General features: G+C 32.9%; 21 protein-coding genes. 2 read left to right on the forward strand and 19 right to left on the reverse strand.

The genetic code is table 11. From position 1 onward, the window contains the following. Nucleotides 1-237: 237 nt before the first annotated feature. The 14 genes from FLEMA_RS0110275 to FLEMA_RS76795 all read right to left on the reverse strand — a co-directional run bounded on the left by FLEMA_RS0110275 (nt 238) and on the right by FLEMA_RS76795 (nt 10,827). Nucleotides 238-933 carry a hypothetical protein gene (locus FLEMA_RS0110275; RefSeq protein WP_026995397.1) on the reverse strand — a complete coding sequence of 232 codons (696 nt, stop codon included), beginning with the start codon at nt 931-933 and terminating at the stop codon, nt 238-240. A 26-nt stretch (nt 934-959) separates the two neighbouring features. Continuing rightward, nucleotides 960-1,115 (reverse strand): hypothetical protein, encoded by a 156-nt coding sequence (locus FLEMA_RS76945; protein ID WP_218918530.1) that lies wholly within the window; start codon nt 1,113-1,115, stop codon nt 960-962. A 2-nt stretch (nt 1,116-1,117) separates the two neighbouring features. Beyond that, nucleotides 1,118-1,816 carry a hypothetical protein gene (locus FLEMA_RS0110285; protein WP_026995398.1) on the reverse strand — a complete coding sequence of 233 codons (699 nt, stop codon included), beginning with the start codon at nt 1,814-1,816 and terminating at the stop codon, nt 1,118-1,120. A 179-nt stretch (nt 1,817-1,995) separates the two neighbouring features. Beyond that, nucleotides 1,996-2,451 (reverse strand): nuclear transport factor 2 family protein, encoded by a 456-nt coding sequence (locus FLEMA_RS0110290; RefSeq protein WP_218918531.1) that lies wholly within the window; start codon nt 2,449-2,451, stop codon nt 1,996-1,998. A gap of 309 nt (nt 2,452-2,760) precedes the next feature. Continuing rightward, on the reverse strand, nt 2,761-3,840 hold the full coding sequence (locus tag FLEMA_RS0110295; protein WP_026995400.1) for a ligand-binding sensor domain-containing protein: 1,080 nt from the start codon (nt 3,838-3,840) through the stop codon (nt 2,761-2,763). Between the two features lie 184 nt (nt 3,841-4,024). Next, nucleotides 4,025-5,287 carry a hypothetical protein gene (locus FLEMA_RS0110300; protein ID WP_044171212.1) on the reverse strand — a complete coding sequence of 421 codons (1,263 nt, stop codon included), beginning with the start codon at nt 5,285-5,287 and terminating at the stop codon, nt 4,025-4,027. Nucleotides 5,288-5,451: 164 nt separating this feature from the next. Then, complete coding sequence (locus FLEMA_RS0110305; RefSeq protein WP_026995402.1) at nt 5,452-6,084, reverse strand: hypothetical protein; 633 nt, start codon at nt 6,082-6,084, stop codon at nt 5,452-5,454. Between the two features lie 175 nt (nt 6,085-6,259). Then, on the reverse strand, nt 6,260-7,240 hold the full coding sequence (locus FLEMA_RS0110310) for a hypothetical protein (protein WP_026995403.1): 981 nt from the start codon (nt 7,238-7,240) through the stop codon (nt 6,260-6,262). A gap of 166 nt (nt 7,241-7,406) precedes the next feature. Beyond that, the gene (locus FLEMA_RS0110315) at nt 7,407-7,631 is read right to left on the reverse strand and encodes a hypothetical protein (protein WP_026995404.1); all 225 of its coding nucleotides are present in this window, start codon (nt 7,629-7,631) and stop codon (nt 7,407-7,409) included. An 11-nt stretch (nt 7,632-7,642) separates the two neighbouring features. Continuing rightward, on the reverse strand, nt 7,643-7,888 hold the full coding sequence (locus tag FLEMA_RS0110320) for a hypothetical protein (RefSeq protein ID WP_026995405.1): 246 nt from the start codon (nt 7,886-7,888) through the stop codon (nt 7,643-7,645). 12 nt (nt 7,889-7,900) lie between these two features. Further along, nucleotides 7,901-9,019, reverse strand: coding sequence for a hypothetical protein (locus FLEMA_RS0110325; RefSeq protein ID WP_026995406.1), 1,119 nt, complete (start codon nt 9,017-9,019; stop codon nt 7,901-7,903). A 281-nt stretch (nt 9,020-9,300) separates the two neighbouring features. Beyond that, entirely contained in the window at nt 9,301-10,233 is a 933-nt protein-coding gene (locus tag FLEMA_RS0110330; RefSeq protein WP_026995407.1) for a hypothetical protein, read from the reverse strand. Continuing rightward, a complete protein-coding gene (locus FLEMA_RS0110335; protein ID WP_026995408.1) occupies nt 10,234-10,596 on the reverse strand; it encodes a mCpol domain-containing protein in 363 nt (120 codons plus the stop codon). Between the two features lie 27 nt (nt 10,597-10,623). After that, a complete protein-coding gene (locus FLEMA_RS76795; RefSeq protein ID WP_026995409.1) occupies nt 10,624-10,827 on the reverse strand; it encodes a hypothetical protein in 204 nt (67 codons plus the stop codon). A 67-nt stretch (nt 10,828-10,894) separates the two neighbouring features. On the opposite strand from FLEMA_RS76795, the gene FLEMA_RS68160 reads away from it, so the two are divergent. Together FLEMA_RS68160 and dcm are read left to right on the forward strand one after the other, a co-directional pair. Beyond that, nucleotides 10,895-11,200 (forward strand): DUF6471 domain-containing protein, encoded by a 306-nt coding sequence (locus FLEMA_RS68160; protein WP_052354057.1) that lies wholly within the window; start codon nt 10,895-10,897, stop codon nt 11,198-11,200. After that, the gene (gene dcm, locus FLEMA_RS0110350) at nt 11,190-12,560 is read left to right on the forward strand and encodes a DNA (cytosine-5-)-methyltransferase (RefSeq protein ID WP_026995410.1); all 1,371 of its coding nucleotides are present in this window, start codon (nt 11,190-11,192) and stop codon (nt 12,558-12,560) included. The genes FLEMA_RS68160 and dcm overlap by 11 nt, the downstream gene beginning before the upstream one ends. Here the strand turns inward: dcm and FLEMA_RS0110355 are convergent. From FLEMA_RS0110355 to FLEMA_RS76570, 5 genes are all read right to left on the reverse strand, one after another. Further along, nucleotides 12,550-13,239 (reverse strand): NgoBV family restriction endonuclease, encoded by a 690-nt coding sequence (locus FLEMA_RS0110355; RefSeq protein WP_026995411.1) that lies wholly within the window; start codon nt 13,237-13,239, stop codon nt 12,550-12,552. The two genes, dcm and FLEMA_RS0110355, sit on opposite strands and share 11 nt — an antisense overlap. A 235-nt stretch (nt 13,240-13,474) precedes the next feature. After that, nucleotides 13,475-14,212, reverse strand: coding sequence for a hypothetical protein (locus FLEMA_RS0110365; RefSeq protein ID WP_052354058.1), 738 nt, complete (start codon nt 14,210-14,212; stop codon nt 13,475-13,477). Nucleotides 14,213-14,368: 156 nt separating this feature from the next. Next, nucleotides 14,369-15,064, reverse strand: coding sequence for an SMI1/KNR4 family protein (locus tag FLEMA_RS68165; RefSeq protein WP_044171216.1), 696 nt, complete (start codon nt 15,062-15,064; stop codon nt 14,369-14,371). Nucleotides 15,065-15,226: 162 nt separating this feature from the next. Beyond that, the gene (locus FLEMA_RS0110375; protein WP_026995414.1) at nt 15,227-17,077 is read right to left on the reverse strand and encodes a DUF4209 domain-containing protein; all 1,851 of its coding nucleotides are present in this window, start codon (nt 17,075-17,077) and stop codon (nt 15,227-15,229) included. Nucleotides 17,078-17,231: 154 nt separating this feature from the next. Next, nucleotides 17,232-18,896, reverse strand: a complete 1,665-nt coding sequence (locus tag FLEMA_RS76570; RefSeq protein ID WP_229359410.1) for a tyrosine-type recombinase/integrase — start codon at nt 18,894-18,896, stop codon at nt 17,232-17,234. Nucleotides 18,897-18,925 lie beyond the last annotated feature (29 nt).

Raw genomic sequence — 18,925 nt, forward strand, 5'->3', positions numbered from 1 at the left:
TTTGAAAAAAGTAGTGTAACATATGTAAGAAGGTAAGTTAGTCTCATTTTAAATTTGTCAAAATGTTAAGCTCTGTTTTTGTTAGAATTGCACACAACGTAAAAGCATTTATGAAGGCACGGAATTCAGGGCTTGTCCGCCCAAAAACTGCACAACTGCTAAATTATTAAATAGCCATACAGCCGAGTTCCGTCTGCTGTACTTTAACAAATGGAATGTTGTGGGCAGGTTCATTTACTATAAATTTAAATTGTTCCGTAACCAATTGTCCAAGTCTGCTATCTGTGTCGCCCCAGTATTAACAGCATATTGACTAGGACTTAGAGAATAGAAGCTAAATTCAATTCCACGTTCTTCACATATTGAAATTATTTCACGAACATACTGTTTGAAACCGATTGGGTCTCCATTTAATTCAACGGGTTTAATGTTATTAAAACTTTCAATTCGTGAACCCATTGTATGAATTACTTTTCTTATCGATTGGGATTCTCTTAGCAATTCAAGAATTGAGTTGTTGTAACTTCTTTTTAGATTAATAGTTTCGCCTGACCTGTTTGTCGAAGTTGTCCAAATGGTCTGGTCAGCAAATTCCCCAAATATTTTTCTATTGAGATAGTCCGTAAGTATTTCTTCGTTGTAACATTCAAAATCAATACTGTCAATTACGTCTAGGCAACAGAATCTTGCTGTCATTACTTCAATTTTTCGATTCAACCCATGTTGTTGGTTGAAGAAGTAAAGCTCTGGTTGTCCAATGATTCGTGCAATTGATTTCCAAAATTGATTGGTAGTCCGACCATAATAATAGTCCAATCCTGCTTGTCCGTTAGGATTAAAAGGATTGAACGAACCCAAAACTAAGGAGGTTGGATTATTCAAATCGTTTGCTGTCAACCAATCTAATGCTAATGCTTGATGTTGTACTATCATGTCGTAATTGTCTGTTAAGCTTGCAACTAACGGTTTTCGGCTTGGCGATGTGGCGGATTTTTAGCACAAAAGCTCAATAGAATTACTGCTTTTGAACCTTGCACAAATGTTTCAAATAAGCACTTCAGCCGCCATATTGCCAAACCGATGTTATGGGCTGGGCTTCTTGTTTCAGTCATCATTTTTAGTCTTCCCATTCAGCTTTATCGGCATACATTTTTGAATATTTAAAATCGTCAAAGTCTGAATAAAAAGTCGTGTTAGGATAACCTTCTTTCTCTTTTTTGCTTGTCCAAGTTAAATGAACCAAAGCAAACTGTTTATCTAATCCTTGTTTCTTCACTTCAAATAGTACATCGTCATTTCTTTGGTCGTGGCAAAATGCAGAAAATTCACTGTCAAACAGAATGTGTTTCTGTGGTTTACTGAGAATGTCAAAGAAAGATTTCTCATTAATACCTAATTCCTTTGTTAGCTCGTCTTCAAAAGCAAATTTCTGTTCGATTTGTAATTCGTTCCAAGGTTCTTCAACAAAAGGTCTTGGAGGGTTTGTTTGTAAAAAGTCTTGAAGAATTTTACTGTTCACTCCAACTATGTCAATACGTTTAGGTTCGTTTGGTAGTTCTTTAATGTCGTCAATTGTGTATCCTCCTTGTGGAAATAAAAAAAGTCCATTTTCTAATTGCACATTTAGTCGCAAAGAATACCATTTCTTATAGTCGGGCTTGTTTGTCTGCCAAAACTCCCAAACCGATTTTTGTACTTTGTCAAAATAGTATTCTGTTGGAACAAAGTTTCCATAAATTCCGCCCATACTTTCGTCACCAACTTGTAATTCAGTTGTTCCGATTAGTTGTCTATGTGAGAATACTTTTGCTTTCACTTTGTCTGTCTTTTAGCCTTGCCCATAACGAACTAGGCTTGGCGATGTGGCGGATTTTTAGTACAAAAGTTGATATTATTACTAAAGTTTAATTGAAAAACTTCCGTTGAGTTTTGTACTTCAGCCCGCCTGACGCAAAACCCTTGTTGGCGGTTCGTTGTTGTTTGTTTTTAGGTTCTTTAATGTTGCTTGGTGTCATTAAACTGCCAAAGTACATTGACAATTTTCCAATTTCCATTTAGTTTTACAATGTGCATATAGTCAATCCATTCGTCAGCAACTAATTTCACAGAAGCTGTTCGCTCCGAAACGTCAAGTAATATTACTTCTTTCTTAGGCGATGAAGGAAACTTATCACCGTTCTTATTATAGCTTTCAGCAAGCAAAATCATAGATTCAGTAGTTGTCTCACGAACATAATCTTTGCCTGTTGCCTTGTCTTTCCAAAATGTTCTCTTTACCATTCTTGGGTGCAAGGCACGTTCCATTTGTAAAGGGTTTGGTTTGTGTTGTGATTCAATATAATCGAGGGCTGCCTGTCTTATTTGTAAGCTGTCTTGCTTAGTTTGCCCAAAAACAGTGTTGCCTGTCAGAAATAATACGAGTCCCAATAAGGGAAGTTTTATATTCATCATGCTTATAATTATTAGATTCAAATTTTCCTTCTCAATATTCGTTATTACTCGTTTTACAATGACCGCCAACGAGCAGGGCTTGCTGCTGTGCTGGCTTTCTAACGTCCAGCCCGGAACTGAAGCCCAATTAAATTACTGATGATGAAGTTAAGACAAAAGCTCAATAGAATTACGTCTGCCGAAACCGCTGCTGATAGCGAACAAAAAGATGAGGATTTATTCGTCTGCCAGCATAGCAGCAAACCCAATGTTGTGCGTTCGTGCTTTTTAGTATACTTTCTTTCAAATCACTTGTGTCGTCTATTTTTGCTAATCTGACCAAGGTCCATTTTGTTTTACTTGATAAAAACGTTTTCCATCAAATCGATAGAGTCCTTGCCCAGTACCCCACCACATTCTTCCCGATATATCTCGAAACATACTTTGAACGCAACAAGTAAAACCGTCTGCAGATGTAAACACTGTAAACGCATTTGGATTTGGTAAGGGAATTGAAGGGTCAAATCTTGTGGTACTGCCTTTGGCTGTAACCCAAATTATACCCGACTTTTCGATAATTATGCCCCAAAATTCAGTTCCACCTAAGCCGTCTTTGGCTGTGTATTCTGTTAAAGTTTTACCATCATATTTGCAAATACCGTTTTTCATAGTAAACCACATATTGCCAGCGTTATCTTGTGCTATACCCCCTGCATAGTTTTCACTTAATTCTTCCTTTTCTGCAATATTGATAACTGTTTTGCCATCATAGCGAAAAGCACCTTTGTTAGAGGAAGCAAACCAAATGTTGCCACTTTTGTCTTCCATGATGCCAGCAATATTGATAGGAGGAAGTTGTTGAAATAATGAAAAACTTTGACCGCCTTTGCTATCAGCAGACGGGTCATATCGGTAAACGCCACCATGTGTACCTACCCAAATAGTACCAGATTTGTCAACAAGGATGCCTTTTCGACTTATATCAATATGCTTCAGTCCATCTTTTTGATTATAATTCCTAAATGTTTTTCCATCATATCTATAAACGCCCTGATCAGTCCCAAACCAAAGATTACCATTTTTATCTTCATTAATAGCATAGACAGTGTTGTTATTAAAACCATCAGGATTGGAAAAGTAGGTCAACGTTTTTACATCATACCTCACTACGCCTTCGCCTAAGGTACCAAACCATAAATTCCCTTTCGAATCCTGAAAAATACTTCTGATAAATTGGCTGACCAGGGTAGTGTCAAAATCAGGAGCCAAACCTATTGCCTTAAAGTTTCTTATCACTTTGGGACTTGATTTGGAAGTATTTGGTTCTTTACCTGTGTTTGCTTTTTCTTGTCTGTTGCAAGAGGTAAGAATTGTCAAAAAACTAAAAAGTAATATTTTGTTCAATGTCATAATTAAAGTCTTTTACAGTTGGTGAGGTCTCTCTTAGCATGACGCACAACGTTGCGGGGCTTTGCGTTCGGGCGGGAAATCGAAGCACAAAAGCCGATATTACTAAATTTCAATTGAAAAACTGCCGCCCTAATTTTGCACTTCAGCCCGCCTGACGCAAAACCCGTGTTATGTGAGGTTTTTATTACCACTTCCATATTTGAGATTCATTTTTCCAAATTAATAGTCTGAATTCTCCATAATGATTTCCATTTCCTATTGTATGCTTGTCCCTGTGTCCTTTTCCTAATATTAGTTTATGCAAAATGCCACTTGAAGAACCTACCCACAAACTTTGTTCGTCATCAGAAATCGTCATTCCACTTATAGTTGAACCTAAAAAATGTCTCCAAATTTCCTTCCCGTTTTTATCTATTGCTTTAATGTTGCCATATGCATCTCCAAGTATATAATAATTTCTTGTAGCCAAACCAACATAAACTCTCATTTCTTCATCAATTATTTTATAATCGTCACTTTCTGTATATGCTTCAATTTTAACTCCAATAAATCTGTCAGAATTAATTCCAATAGTCACACCGTTGTAGAAATGGCAAGAATTGGATATTAGCTGACTATCATCTTTTGAGAATAAACAAAAATGAGGATAGGATGATTGTGGTCCAATACTACCTAAAGTGTTACCATCGGAGTCTAAAATTCTATGGTCGTAACATTGGTCACCAACAACTATGTATTTATTGTCATTGGATAATGTTGCATTTTCCATATCTATATTTGAGGACCAATCTTCTTCGTTTTCTTCATTTAACGGATGAATAAGTTTTTCTTCATTTTTAGACACCAAGTAAATTCCTTCAGATGTTACTGTAAGGAGTTTATGTCCGTCATTGAATGGAATGAGTTCCGTAATTCCAAGATTAGCAGTTTCATGTAGTGTAAATTCATTAATAAGTTCTCCCTCCCAGCCTTTAAAAGTGGATATTTTGCTTTCAGTGGCTATAGCAAAAATGTTATTCTGCATAGATTTTCCAATAGCATTAATATTCTTATCAAGTTCTAATGTCTGGTCATTACTTAGTAGGTATGCTTGTCTTTTTTGATATGCAGTACCTGTTAGGAAAACTATTTTTTGGTCATTAATAAAGTGAAGTTGTTCAATACTTTGGGACTGTTTTTCCAAGAAGGAAATAATTGGTGAGTGTGATGGAGGAAAATCATTTCTAAAACGTTCAACTCTTTTTTCGACATTGGCTTGTTTTAATTGACGAATTACTTCTTCAGCTAAATGGTCTCTTTTATCTTCGGGTTCTTTTCCTTTCCAATTTTCCCAGCCATTTTTTTCGCCAAATTCAACCATTTCGTTGATTTCTTTAGCATAATGCTCTCCTTTTGAATTCCATTCTTCTAGAATGTTAGATTTATTTTTTTTGAAAATATTTATCATTTGATGTAGTTGGTTTTTAAAATCTCACATAACGGTTCTCGGCTTGGCGATGTGGCGGATTTTAGCACAAAAGTTCAATAGAATTACTAATGTTGAACCCAGCACAAATGTTTCATAGAAGCACTTCAGCCGCCATATTGCCAAACCGATATTAGCGGTAGTTTTTATTCAATTCTATTTGTGTTATATTTCTCTTTAAAGTCTCTAATTGTTTTTTTCTTGTCTTCATTGCTAAAGTTCAAATTGTCTTTATTAAAAAACTTCTCTTTCAACTCGTTAAGTTCTTTTGTCTTTTCATACTCAAACTCTTTGTCGTAGATTTTGTCTGTCCCAAAATAAAGTCTGTCTTCGTGAAAATAAAAAAGTCCCCAATTTAGCGTCTCATCAAATATTATTAAGTCGTCAGCAAAGAAAAGTCCTTCCCAATATTTAATTACCATCTTCCAAGTTAACGTTACAGATTGTCCACTTCTTTCACTGTCAATAAAAACATATTTGTCAAACGGAATAGATTTTGAGTAAAGCCATTTTTTAATTTCGTTTTCACAATTTTCTGTTACTTCAAATTCTTCGACAGTCTTAAAATATCTTTCATTAAATGGTTTCCATAACGGACCTGTAACCATTTTTGAACTGTCAATATAATTTCTTACAAACTTGCTTGCTTCATCATTTAGAAAAAAGATTTGGTCTTTATGTTCCTGAGGAATTTCACTTGCTTCTTCTGGCGACCACAAAAAACTACAAGTCTTTGGAAAGTCAGTTGAGTAAGTTTTTATGTTGTCAAAATTTATCATTCTTGTTTTGCAGTGTCGTTTCCTAAAATTGCCACCAACGTTTCGGGGCTTTGCGTTCGGGCGGGAAATCGAAGCACAAAAGCCGATATTATTACTAAAGTTCAATTGAAAAACTGCCGTTGGATTTTGTACTTCAGCCCGCCTGACGCAAAACCCTTGTTAGTGGCAGTAATAATTATTCTTCTATTATGTAATCAAAATTTCCGCTTGTAGGAATTTGAAGTATTTTCGCTTTATGCATTTCGTTGGTTGTTTGAGTGTAAATAAAATGATACCACCAGATAAAAAATTCTTCAAAAGAAATTTCTTTATCGTAGCCCAGTTTTTTATACATTTTTTTACAGTAAGGCTTTTCTTTTTCGAGAATATTCAACAAGTCAGGAAGAAAGTTTTCCGCCACTTTTTTGAAAATTTCATTGTCCTCTTTGGATACAATATTTTGGGAAGAAGTAGCTTTTAAATTCAATCTGTTGTTACCATAGATATTGATATACTTGTTGTCGCCAACTTGTTGCGACTGATTTCCATATATTCCGAACGATTCAATTTCGGAATTTGTATTTTCATCAATTTTATAGTAGTAATGTTTTCCGTTTCTCAACGGTCTGTCTTCCTGTTTAAGAAAATGTTTTTCAACATTATCAATCTGCCACGAGTCCAACAGAACGTCACTTAAAATAAGGAAAGACCAATGAAGAAAATCTTTCTTTTGAGAGAGTTCAGTCTTTTGAAATTCAGATTTGATTACCGGCAATCGTTTGTTTATGGCTTTGACAATCTTTGATGAAAGAGGTTTTGCGTAATGGTACAACAATTTTCCATCGTTTGCATCTGCAATAAATACAGTAGGTTTGTATTCATCGTTAATTTTGTGAAGCCAATTCTTGTTTTGTAAAAGAGATATTAAATTCGATATTTTGCCGCTACTAAAATTTGTATATTTTTGAAAATCTGTAACGGAATATCCTTTATGAAGGGCAAAAAGAAATTTGTCGAGACTATCTTTTTTTACCCGAAAATCGGGGAAATTATCTCCTCTGGAAATTAGCGATTGTTCAATCTTAAGTTTGAAAATATAATCAATTCGATTCTTTTCTTGCCCCCATATTTTTCCTGTGAAGAAAACAAATACAAACAGGATAATTTTTAATTTCATTTGCTTGGTTTTTAGATTATTGCCACTAACGTTTCGCAGCTTGACGAAGTGGCGGATTTAGAAGCACTTACTTTCAATTTAGCACTATAGTTTATTAGAATTCCGAATGTTCAATTTAGCACTGAACCCGTCATTTTGCCAAACTGCTGTTAGCTGTAGTAATTTTTTAAGATACAGATATTTTAAACTCAAATTTTTCATTTTCGTCATCGATTTTCCCTAAACTTTCAAACATAAAATCATATTCTTCAATATTTGAATATGGAAATGTCATTCCTATTAACGGTTGATTCTTATGGTCTGTTGCAACTTGATTGTTTTCTTCATCAACAAAGTTTAACGTTGCAGTTTTTGTTTTATGGTTTGCTATTACAATTGCTTTTCTTGACATATTTTTTTATTTTACAATTCTATTTCTTTTTCTTTAGAGTATTTCTTGAGTGCTTCACAAGTTTCATAATCTTCTTTTTCAATCGCTATCTTGTTTATTCTCTTTAGTGTATCAATTGTTGGTTGGTCTTTCATATTTTTTAGAAATTCAACTATTTTCTCACTGTCATTTATACTTCTAATCAGAGTAGAAATTCCATTAGCTAATATGTTTTGAGTTTCGTTGTAAAGTTTGTCCATTTCTTCTTGTAAATTCATATTTATAGTTTTTTATTCTTCGTTTATGTTATAAGGATGGAAATCTTGAATACTTCCGTTTGGTTCAATTACAAGTCGATAATAGTGTCCGTCTATATAAACCGCTCTTTTACCTATCCGTCTAAATGGCAATTCTGGATTTTGTTCAAAATGACTTTGAATTTCATCGCTAACTGTTTCAACAACCATTTTCAACAAATATTTAATATCGTCAAATTTATATTGAAAAACAGTCTTTTCTCCTGAAAATCTTTCTCCGATTTGAGTTTCAGCAACGTGTCTTGCGTAGATATGAACAAATCTCTCGAAAGAAAGATAAATTGGAATTTTACCAAACCCAATTATATCTTCTTCGAATGAATAACAACATTTTCTTAATTCCTCAATTTGAGTTTTAAAATTTTCAGTTACTAAATTAATGTTATCTCCAGATTTCTTAATTTCATTATCGACTATGTCTTTCTTATAAAATATATTCTCGACTTTTAGTTTGGCAAATTCTTGAATTTGTTCTTCTTCGATACTTAATTCTTGAAACTTACAGTCTAATTCTACAAGTCTAACTTTTTTCAAAAATTCTGCATCTCGGTTCTTAATATTTGAAAAGTCTTCTAAATCTAATCCTAATCCAAGATGGGTTCTTAAACCCCAATATTCTATCTCTTGATTAGGAGTGAAAGGTTTTTTAGATTTATAAATAGAATTTAAAAAACCAAACCTTAATCTATTTAATTCTTGCCAACCATCAATTTTCGGTGCTTGGATTGTAATTTGGTTTGGAATTTCTTTTGTTCCTTTTTCTGCAAATCTATTTTTTCTTGGTCCATTAAAAGAAGATATTACATTTATTGTACTTGCTTGAATTCCATATCTGTCAAGTAGTTCAATGTTTTCAGCATTTAATTTTTCGATTGATGAAGGACTAAATTTTATTTTTGTATCGGTTCTTGGGATTTGTTCGCTTTCTAAGATTTCTTCATATTGCTTTCTCTCTTCAAGAGTGTATAAAAACACTCCCATTAGTCTATTTCCGAAACGATTATATTCATCTGAATTATATTGAAATTCAAGTGTTACAAAAGTGTCGTATTGTCCATACATTGAGTATATTTCTTCTGCTGAAAAGTTCATTTCGGTGTCAGTTTTGTATTATTACTGCTAACGAACAGGGCTTGTGGTCAGGTGGGGGATTTGGAACTCGTCTGCCCGACCTTCTGCCGATATAAATTACTGATGTTGAGTCATTTACAAAAGTTAAATAGGTTTCCGTCAGCCGAAACAAAAGTACAATAAAATTCCTAATGTTAAATTACTTTCGTCAGCCCCACTTGACACAAACCCATGTTGGTGGCTGCCGCTTTTTGTTTGTCAAACGATGTATCTAAAGACGATAAAGGTTGGTTCTGAAAATTTTAAGACTTTTCTATATCGTTTTTTATCTTTTTCAATTTATTTGTTTTTAGCCAATCATATAAGTTGTCTATTTTGAGTGCTTCTTCCATGTTTTTACCTGAAAATATTTGAAATATTAAATTGAGTATCCAAATAGCTGGTGCAAGTAATAAAAAAGTCCAAGGTTCTATTTCGTTCCAACTATTCAAGTTCTTTAAAAACAATAATACAAAAGCCACTAATGGTATTATAATTATTGTTCTTACAATATTGGTGATTATGTTTGCATGGGAACTTGCCCACCCTTCTATAATAGAAATAATTTGTAAGTCTTTCTTATTTTCGATTTCGAATACTTCATTTTTGAATACTGATGTTCCAACCGTTACAGCACTTTTAGAAATATTTTCATACTCGTACTCAGTATTAACTTGTAAGTTGTGTATTAATTCTTTGTCATCATAAGTTCTATGTTTTAATTTTTTTATCTTAAAGTAAAATAAACTTGAATTATTGAGAAAAAAAGAAAGAGTATAAACATCAATTAAATAATCTTTTTGGAAGCCTGTTACATCAAAAATACTCTGTTTTGTTATTATTTGTTTCAATTCATTTTCTAAGTTTTTATATAAAACTGCCCTGTAAACAAATTTAAAGTCTAAAAGTGATGCATATTTTCGTTGATGATGTTCTGGAATCTCAATTTTCTTCAAACTTTTATCCTTTGATGAAAAATATTCTCCTCGTGATAGATTTCTAATTTGAGAAATTATTTCTCCTTTAACGTCATCAAGATATTTTTCAGCATCTTCTCTTTTGCCATTATCTTCAAATATACCAATGAAATATATTTCTCGTTCTAATTTAAAATTCGTCTTACAATGAAGGATTGCATTAATATAAACGTCAGGCGAATTGGAAGTTACAAATACGTATAAATTATTCTTGTCCATTTATTTAGAAAATTTTATTTGATTCTTACCATATAATTTTGCAATACTTAGTTCATAAATTGCAGTTTTTATATCATCACCAACTCCACCACTTATAGTTAATCCCGTTTTCCCAAAAAATATTTCACCTATTGAATTAAGAACCTCAATAAACTTATCATCATCATGCAGCTTTACTAAAATATCATCCCCCCCCGCAATTAAAACTTCACCTTTATCTTCTAAAAATTGTTTTATTTCATTTATAGCTTTATTAATATTTTCAGAAAGATTTTTAGCATCCAAAACTTTATTTTCCAAAAGTAATATTTCGATAGTACTACCAACATTATCACCATCAAAAAAAGCAAATTTGTATTTCATTATTAGTAATTTGTTATTAAGAATTTATCAAAAAGAGAAAATATATTGAGTAAAAGTCCGTAAAGCGTGATTTTTGCGGTAGCCACCAACGGTTTGCAGCTTGGCGAAGTGGCGGAAATCGAAGCACAAATGTACAAAATTTGCACAATGTTCAATAGAATTCCAAATGTTCAATTTAGCACTGAACCCGCCATTTTGCCAAACTGCTGTTAGGTGCAGTTTTTTTTTCATTTTTGCATTTATTTTTGCGTATTTGAATTATTATTCTCATATTTGCAAAATAAAATAAATTCAAGTTATGTCTGAATGGAATAATAAAGTCAAACGAATACTCAAATCAGAGTTAGTAAAACGTGGTTTGTCCACCGAAGATTTAACCAATTTGTTAAACGAAAACGGTTGTACTGAAACGAAATCAAGCGTTGATAGTAAAATTAGTCGTGGTACTTTTAGTGCTTCTTTTTTTATGCAATGTCTGTATGTCATAGGTTGTACAAAAATTGAAATTGAAGAATACCGCTCTACTTTTATGATTTCGGAACCGTCTGTTTTGATGGTTGCTGAACCTAATGATGAATATAAAACTGTGAAAGATGACAACTAAATTAAAATTTATAGATTTATTCGCTGGTCTTGGAGGTATTCGTCTTGGTTTTGAACAAGCTTGTCAAGATAGAGGAATTGAAACAGAATGTGTTTTAACTTCTGAAATTAAACCTTATGCGATACAAACGTTAAAACATAATCATCATCACGAAAATTTTGTAGGCGATATTTTTCAAGTTAAAAATGAGGATATTCCGCCATTTGATTTTTTGTTCGGTGGTTTTCCTTGTCAGCCGTTTAGTGCAAGTGGAAAACGCAATGGTTTTGCCGATACAAGAGGAACTTTGTTTTTTGAAATAGAACGAATTATTAAACACCACCAACCAAAAGGATTTATCCTTGAAAATGTTGAAGGTTTGGTAAAACACGATTTAGAAAACAAACACGATGAAATAGGCAGAACCTTAAAAACTATTTTGCATAAACTTGAAAATGAGTTAGATTATCAAGTGTCTTGGAAAGTTTTAGATAGCGTTAATTTTGGCGTTCCACAGTCAAGAAAAAGAGTTTTTATAGTCGGTACAAAAACTGAAAAAGTGTCATTAGATAATTTTGAGCCAACTTATAAAGTTTTGAAAGATATTTTAGAAAGTGGTAAACCAACAATGAATACTGATTTTACTAAAAAATTACTTTCACATTTTACGGTTGAGGAACTTTATGGAAAGTCAATAAAGGACAAACGTGGAGGCGAAAATAATATTCATAGTTGGGATATTGGTATAAAAGGCGAATGTTCAAAAGACCAAATAAATTTACTAAATAGGCTTTTTAAAGAACGTAGGAAAAAGCAATGGGCAAGTGAAATTGGTATTGATTGGATGGATGGAATGCCTTTAACTTTAAGTCAAATTCAGTCATTTTTTCCTGCGAATAATTTGTTTGAAAATGTTGATGTAAAATCACTTTTAGATGATTTGGTTGAAAAAGGTTATATAAAATTCGAACATCCAAAAAAATTAGTCTCTGAAAATACAGAGAACGGTGTAATTACTTCTCGTGTATATGATGAAACAAAACCAAAAGGCTACAATATTGTAACTGGAAAATTGAGTTTTGAAATAAATAAAATCTTAAATCCTTTTGAAATAGCACCGACATTGGTTGCAACTGATATGGTTAAAATTGTTGTTCCCGATGGCAAAGGAATAAGAAAACTAACCATAAGAGAAGGTTTAAGAATTTTTGGTTATCCCGAAAATTACGAGATTCCTGTCAAAGAAAGTTTAGCATTTGATTTGTTGGGAAATACTGTTGTCGTTCCTGTTATCAAAGCAGTTGCAGAAAGAATTTTAGATGCTTTGGAAGTTTCAGAATATGAAATGTTAGAAACTGAAAACGCAGGAATTAGAGTTTAATTCCTGTGTTTTCAAAATATTTTTTCTTTACGTTTTCTAACCAATTTTCGCTGTAACTTCCTGTGCTGTGTGAATATTTTTCAAGTGTTTCGGCAATTGCATTTAAAAAAGTTACTTTGTCTGCAAAAGGTTTATTTTTAGCAGTTTTAGCATACCATTTTATTGGTCTTAAATTGTAAGGTTGACCATTTTTGGTTTGCATATTTACAGGATTTGCTCCCGAATTACCTGCCATTTCCCAGACTTTCATAAGCCATAAATTGTCCACACTCAAAACAGAATCAACCATTTTATAACCAAAAATCAAATAATCAGCATCAAGTCTTTCAGGTTTGATAAGCAAAGATTTGTTATAAGAATCGAAGTTTGCAATATCAAAAGCAGGTGTGGCACTTGCGTTGAAAGTTTTAATCTCTAAATATCCACTTTTGTTGTCTTCTGCAAGTAAAAAATCTGGAAATTCTTGTGTGTTTGGATGTTGTCTAAAATAGAAATTCTTTTGCTTTAACCATTGTCCGAGCCACTCTTGTAATAAGTCGCCAATTGCGTCTTTGCCGTTGTATTTTGCAGAAATTCCGCCAAGTATGATTTCAACGCTTCCAATTTGTTCTTTTATTTTAAATTCGTTAAGTAACAAATCATAAATTTCATTTGCTGTAACCTTTTTCTTTTCTGCCATTCTTCTGTCTTGATTATATTTTAAAATTGTCGCAAATGTACAAATTTTTCGTTGATGTTTATTGTCGGTCTGCGGTTCGGTAAAATTGCACCTAACGTTCGGCAGCTTGGCGAAGGCACGACTTTGGAAAACGTCTGTTCAAATTTAGTACAAAATTTCATTAGAATTCCCAAAGCTGAATTTAGCACTTCTGCCGTGCTTTTGCCAAACTGCTTGTTAGCTGCTGCATTTATTGTCATTGTAGTTTGCCATCTTTGAAAATTTCTCTCGCCGTTAAATATCCGTCTCGTTTTAAGATAAATAAGTCTTCAACATAGTTACCATAAACCGCAATAGCCTTGTCACCAATTGTCTTAAAATATTTTTTAGGGTAACTGACTGTAATAACTTGACTGTCTGACCTAATTATTTTTGTTGGATATGAAACTTCCTTTTCAAAATCTATGATTATAGGTTTTACGCTTGTCTTTTTGTTGTTATCGTGTTCGTAATCTTGTTGTACATAACAGCCTGCCCATCTACCGTCTTTTGTTAAATATACGTCGTTATACATATATTTTTGATGAAAGTATGTCCCACTGTCTGAGGATACAAATAATAAGACGTTGTCAAACTTTGAGAATGGCGGAACTCCATAGTGGTCATATGCCACAAATTCAATTGTGTCAAGTGAAAAGTTGCCAAATACTTCTTGAAGTATTTTATATTTTGCTTTAAAACCACCGTCCATTGAACCATCTCTGTGTGGCAAAACGTCAACTGAAATTTTTTGTCCTACAAATGCAAAGAGCTTATTATTTTCTCCATTGTAGTTTTTTACAAAGTCAATTGGGTTATTCTTCTTGTATGTTGTCTTGGTCTCAGTTGATGTGTCTTGTCCATCTAATTTTGATTTTTTAGGAGTTGTCTGTCCGTTGCAACTAAAAAATAAAGTTGTCAAAACTAAAGGTAATATGTGAAATGTGGTCTTCATAATGTTGCAGCTAACGTACACATATTGGCGAGGGTACGGGGTTTGAAATACTGATATTCATTTACTTATACGTGCTAAATAGTATTCTAAAAGTTGAATTACTTCCGTTTGCCGTACTCTTGCCAAAATGATGTTGGCAGCCGTATTTTGTTCTTTCTACCAAATTTTCCACCAAGGTTTATTTGTTTCTATATTTTGTTTTGTATTACTATTTAGTCTCGATTTAATTTCTGAAATTGAGTTATCCAACCACAACTCGTACCAATCTAAAAAGCTTATTTTTGCTTTTTCTCCAAGTTGAATTGTTGGGTAAATTCCTCCATCATTTCCTCTATCATCTGTCCAAATGTTACCATATTCTTGTCCATTTACTACTAAATTTAATGTTATGCCACAGCCATAATTACAAATTGCAAGAACTCCATTTGTATGTTCGCTATCAAAGTACAAGTCCGTAAATTTTTCATATTGTCTGTCGTACTCTTCTTCATTTTCGTCTTCACTTACCGTTGGCTCAAATTCCATATTCCAAGCGTCCGTATGTAAAAAAGGTTTACTGGGATTTAACAAACCGTCCTCACGTTTAAAGTCTAAGTCGTCAAAAATAGCATTTTCAAAAGGTTCAAGTCCGTAAAAAGGTCCTGCTCCGCCATTTCCAAGAGTTGTAAAAAATGAGACATATTCTCTTGGTAAAGTAATTTTATGTTTTGCTTCAAACTGTTTTACTATGTCTGTCGGCACAGTTGGGTTAAGAATGTACTTGTGTTTTTCAGAACCAAAAACCTCCAAATTAATGTCCAATTGTCGTAACAATTCAAGTTTGTTCTTTATGTTGTCTAACTGGTTGTCCATCGTTTTTGGTGTCTTCTTAATATGGCTGCCAACGTTTCGGGGCTTTGCGAAGGCTGGGATTAGAAGTACGAATGTTCAAATTTAGTACAATGTTCATTAAAATTCCAAATGTTCAATTTAGCACTGAAGCCCAGCTTTTGCAAAACCCCTGTTATGTGCAGGCTATCTTCGTTCTTCAATATTGTATTTTCCAAGTCTAAAAAGCACAGCAAGTAATAATAGCATTTTGTCAGGATGGTATTCGTTTTCGCTATAAAAACTATGAGCAATATTGTTTCTTAGATTTAACCCACCTTCATTTGAAAAAACGTAGTCAAATAAAAGAATATCTTCTTCGTTGAAATACTTTCTTATTGTTTCGTTGTTCATTATGTCGTGAGCCAAAGCTTCTTGAACTCCATTTCTTTTCCCTTTGCTTGTTGATACATTAAGTCGTTCACTAAAGTTTCTAAATAGACCTTCTATCTTTAAAGTTAAACTGTCAATGCACAAGATAAAATTTGGTGAATAATATTTACTTTCTCCCCAAGCTAAAACTTGTGTAAAAAACTCATTAATTGAAGGTGCAATTTGAAAAATCCAATTACTTGTTTCTAATTTTCCTCCCAAGTCAATTTTAGTATGTGGTTTGCCAATCCACGTATAATTAATAAAGTAGTTCAAAAGAGTTTTTGTTGTTAGGTGTCCTGACTTAATCCCATAAACAAAAAAATAATGCATAAATGGAAGAAATGTTTCTTTAATTCTCATTCCATAGGTTTCTAATAATTTGCTTTTTTCTTCATCTTTAGCAAATTTTCTAGAAATATTTTTATTGTTGTCGAATTGAAGAGTAACTGCAAAATCGAGAAAATCTGCCTTGTTTTCTTTTGATGCTTTTCGCACATCCTCAATTTTGGGATAGTATTTTCCATTAGCAAAGTTTACAAAAATTATTTCTGGAGGAACTTTCAATAATGATAAAGCGAACTCTTTAATTTCATTTTGACTTTCTTTAAGTTTTTTGATTGTTTCTTCATCAAAATCAATTCGAAATGTGTCAAGTTTAACATTGGGTTTTAATTCAAAATATGATTGCTCGATTTGTTCCTTTCTCGCTTTGTTTCCACTTATTCTATATGCATCAATTGCTGCTCTATAATAATCTAATTTTATCCAATTCCTATTGTCTTCAGTTTCTTGTTCTGCAAGTCGCAAATTTGCTTTTCCAACTTCTTCATACCAAATCTTAATGTCAGTTTTGGTTTTTTCCGCTACTTTAATTGCAGTTGGTAAATGGTAATTTATAAGGCTAAAATCGTCTAATTTATTTGTTGAAATTTTTATCCGCTCATTAAATATTGGAATTGCAAGAGTAAAGTCTTGGGCTTTAAACAATTTTGGATATTTCAACATATCATCAATAATTCCGTGTTTAGCCCAAAAGTTTAAAGTATCAGATTTTAGCAATGTTTCGATTAATAATTTTGATTCAGAAATGTTTTGCTTGCTTTCAGACACAATAGAAAGTAGATTCTCCACTATTCTTCCAATTAAATATGAGTAGTCTTCTTCATTTTTCGTTTTGATAAGACATTCATTTATTGCCTCAATATAGTTTTCGCTTGCATTCTTGGCATAAACGTTAGTCTTTTTGACAATGCTATGCCAAAGTAAGAAATTATATTTTGCTCTTAAATATGCAGATTGTGAAGACATAGCCCTATTTGCAAGGAAGTTAAAAGCAACTTTTTGATATTCATTTAAGTCGGGATATTCTTGTATTTCTCCAATTGTATTTCCATTACTTGACGAAAAGGAAAAAAGTCTACTTCCTCGAAATTCAAATAATGAGGCTTCTATTTCCCATTGTAGTTTTTGAATAACTTCTTCGTCTGTCGATTTCTTTTTAAATTGTAATAGTGGCTCTAAAAGGTCATAACTTTTTTTGAGTTCTATTGCTTTTTTATCATACTCTTTATAAAAGTCTTCTAATGTTTCAATGCTGCCGAGACTAAATTCTGTTTTGCTCATCTTTGTTGAGTGTTGGTATTAGCTTGCACATAACGAGCGTATAACCGCCATACGCTTCGTTTTTTATAGTTTATGGCGGTTATATGCCATGTATCTGAACCTGTTTTTGATTTTTGTTTGGTGCAGATTTATTTCTAAAACTACGTGTTTTTTTCTAAATGTCCAATTTATCTAAAGGACTTTTTATCTGCTCAAAACCTTTGGTAGTAATGTGGGTATAAATCTCTGTGGTCTTTGAACTGGAATGCCCTAAAAGACTTTGTATATACCGTATATCAGTCCCATTTTCAAGTAAATGCGTTGCAAAACTATGTCGTAACGTATGTACACTTACGTCTTTGATAATGCCTGCCTTTTGTACGGAGGCATGAAAAATATTTTGAATACTCCTTGTAGAATATTGTTCTCCGAGTTTTAGACCCTCAAAAAGCCAAATCTGCGGACGATATTCTTTGAAATAGGATCGTAAAACTTGAAGGTTTTTCTCAGATAAAAGGGTGTATCTATCTCTTTTACCCTTTGCTTGTTCAATTCTAATTTGCATTCTTTCAGAATCTATATCTTTGATTTTTAGACTTATAGCTTCGCTAATTCGTAATCCTGCTGAATAAATGGTCATTAAAATGGCTTTGTGTTTGATATTTTCGGTGGCATTCAAAATAGCTTTTACCTCTTCAGTACTCAAGACCGATGGCAATGCTTTTTCTTTTTTGGGACGGTCGATGAAATAGAACTTTCGTTGTCCACCCAGTACCTTTTCGTAGTAGAACTTAATGGCATTAATGGACTGATTTTGATAGGTAATGGATATTTTTCGTTCGGTTACCAAGTATCTCAAAAACTTGATAATCATGGGTTCATCAATCGTTTTTATGTCGAAAGTGGGGTAATAATTGATAAACTCCTCAAATAAACCTGTATATAATTTAATCGTTTTTTCACTGTAACGTAATTCCGTTAACTTCATAGAATATTCTTCTGGACAATAGCGGTAATTGGCTAATTCATAAGGGTTTATTCGACTTACCTTATCGTTTTGTGGTTCTTGTTCTTCATAGCGAAGTGTCAAATTAAGTAATTTAATTTGTCGCTTAATTTCTTCCAAAAACTGTTCGGTATATGGAACTGTCCACCATTTATTTTTAACGTCCCATACGTGATAAGGTATTGATTTTAAAGATTTTGACAATTCGGGAATATAGCCAAAAATAACCTTTAAGCGTTTGGTATTGGTTTTAAAAATTAATACTTCGTTTTTAGAAAATGTTACATTCTCTTTACTATTTGGAATTGGGTTTTCTATCTCTTCATGTACTTTTAGGTCATGGAGTCGATTCCCGAAGTAATTAACTATCATTTCGAGATTTCCCGGGTAGTTGGGGATGCTCCAAAAACACTGTTCTTTTTCCCATTTACTATATCGTAGCGTCAAGATAAACTTTACATCAATGTCGTTTTTTGGCATTTTAACCAAGATTTTTCTACCGATGACTTCCACATAAATTTTTGTCTTATCTAAAGTGGACATAGCAGTTTGACTTTGTTCAAGCTGTTTATTTTCAGGGACTTTCAGAATTTTACCCTCCACCATTTTAGTGTCTGAATTAGGTAGTTTCTGCTCTTGTTCAAAGCTGATTTCAGGGAAAAGGGCTTTTAGCTTATAAAAACTATTTTTTTCATCAGGAATATGCCAAGCTTTTAGGTTTTGACTCCAGCGAGCATCCTTGATTTGCTTGATAATGGCGGTAAAATGTTGATTGTAAGGGAAATCAACTTTAATACGAGATTGACCTTTATGAATTATCTTAGAAATCTTCATTTTTGGCAGTTATACAATGATATAGTTGG

This window comes from Flectobacillus major DSM 103 (assembly GCF_000427405.1).
GTDB classification, from domain to species: Bacteria; Bacteroidota; Bacteroidia; order Cytophagales; family Spirosomataceae; genus Flectobacillus; species Flectobacillus major.

Bases quoted from the DNA above. Each gene is read 5' to 3' on its own strand.
- FLEMA_RS0110335 (WP_026995408.1), bottom strand. From the start codon at position 10,596: ATGAAATACAAATTTGCTTTTTTTGATGGTGATAATGTTGGTAGTACT.
- FLEMA_RS0110355 (WP_026995411.1), bottom strand. From the start codon at position 13,239: ATGGCAGAAAAGAAAAAGGTTACAGCAAATGAAATTTATGATTTGTTA.
- FLEMA_RS0110365 (WP_052354058.1), bottom strand. From the start codon at position 14,212: ATGAAGACCACATTTCACATATTACCTTTAGTTTTGACAACTTTATTT.
- dcm (WP_026995410.1), top strand. From the start codon at position 11,190: ATGACAACTAAATTAAAATTTATAGATTTATTCGCTGGTCTTGGAGGT.
- FLEMA_RS0110330 (WP_026995407.1), bottom strand. From the start codon at position 10,233: ATGGACAAGAATAATTTATACGTATTTGTAACTTCCAATTCGCCTGAC.
- FLEMA_RS0110325 (WP_026995406.1), bottom strand. From the start codon at position 9,019: ATGAACTTTTCAGCAGAAGAAATATACTCAATGTATGGACAATACGAC.
- FLEMA_RS0110290 (WP_218918531.1), bottom strand. From the start codon at position 2,451: ATGATGAATATAAAACTTCCCTTATTGGGACTCGTATTATTTCTGACA.
- FLEMA_RS0110320 (WP_026995405.1), bottom strand. From the start codon at position 7,888: ATGAATTTACAAGAAGAAATGGACAAACTTTACAACGAAACTCAAAAC.
- FLEMA_RS68165 (WP_044171216.1), bottom strand. From the start codon at position 15,064: ATGGACAACCAGTTAGACAACATAAAGAACAAACTTGAATTGTTACGA.
- FLEMA_RS0110300 (WP_044171212.1), bottom strand. From the start codon at position 5,287: ATGATAAATATTTTCAAAAAAAATAAATCTAACATTCTAGAAGAATGG.
- FLEMA_RS0110315 (WP_026995404.1), bottom strand. From the start codon at position 7,631: ATGTCAAGAAAAGCAATTGTAATAGCAAACCATAAAACAAAAACTGCA.
- FLEMA_RS0110275 (WP_026995397.1), bottom strand. From the start codon at position 933: ATGATAGTACAACATCAAGCATTAGCATTAGATTGGTTGACAGCAAAC.
- FLEMA_RS0110310 (WP_026995403.1), bottom strand. From the start codon at position 7,240: ATGAAATTAAAAATTATCCTGTTTGTATTTGTTTTCTTCACAGGAAAA.
- FLEMA_RS68160 (WP_052354057.1), top strand. From the start codon at position 10,895: ATGTCTGAATGGAATAATAAAGTCAAACGAATACTCAAATCAGAGTTA.
- FLEMA_RS76570 (WP_229359410.1), bottom strand. From the start codon at position 18,896: ATGAAGATTTCTAAGATAATTCATAAAGGTCAATCTCGTATTAAAGTT.
- FLEMA_RS0110375 (WP_026995414.1), bottom strand. From the start codon at position 17,077: ATGAGCAAAACAGAATTTAGTCTCGGCAGCATTGAAACATTAGAAGAC.
- FLEMA_RS76795 (WP_026995409.1), bottom strand. From the start codon at position 10,827: ATGAAAAAAAAACTGCACCTAACAGCAGTTTGGCAAAATGGCGGGTTC.
- FLEMA_RS76945 (WP_218918530.1), bottom strand. From the start codon at position 1,115: ATGATGACTGAAACAAGAAGCCCAGCCCATAACATCGGTTTGGCAATA.
- FLEMA_RS0110305 (WP_026995402.1), bottom strand. From the start codon at position 6,084: ATGATAAATTTTGACAACATAAAAACTTACTCAACTGACTTTCCAAAG.
- FLEMA_RS0110295 (WP_026995400.1), bottom strand. From the start codon at position 3,840: ATGACATTGAACAAAATATTACTTTTTAGTTTTTTGACAATTCTTACC.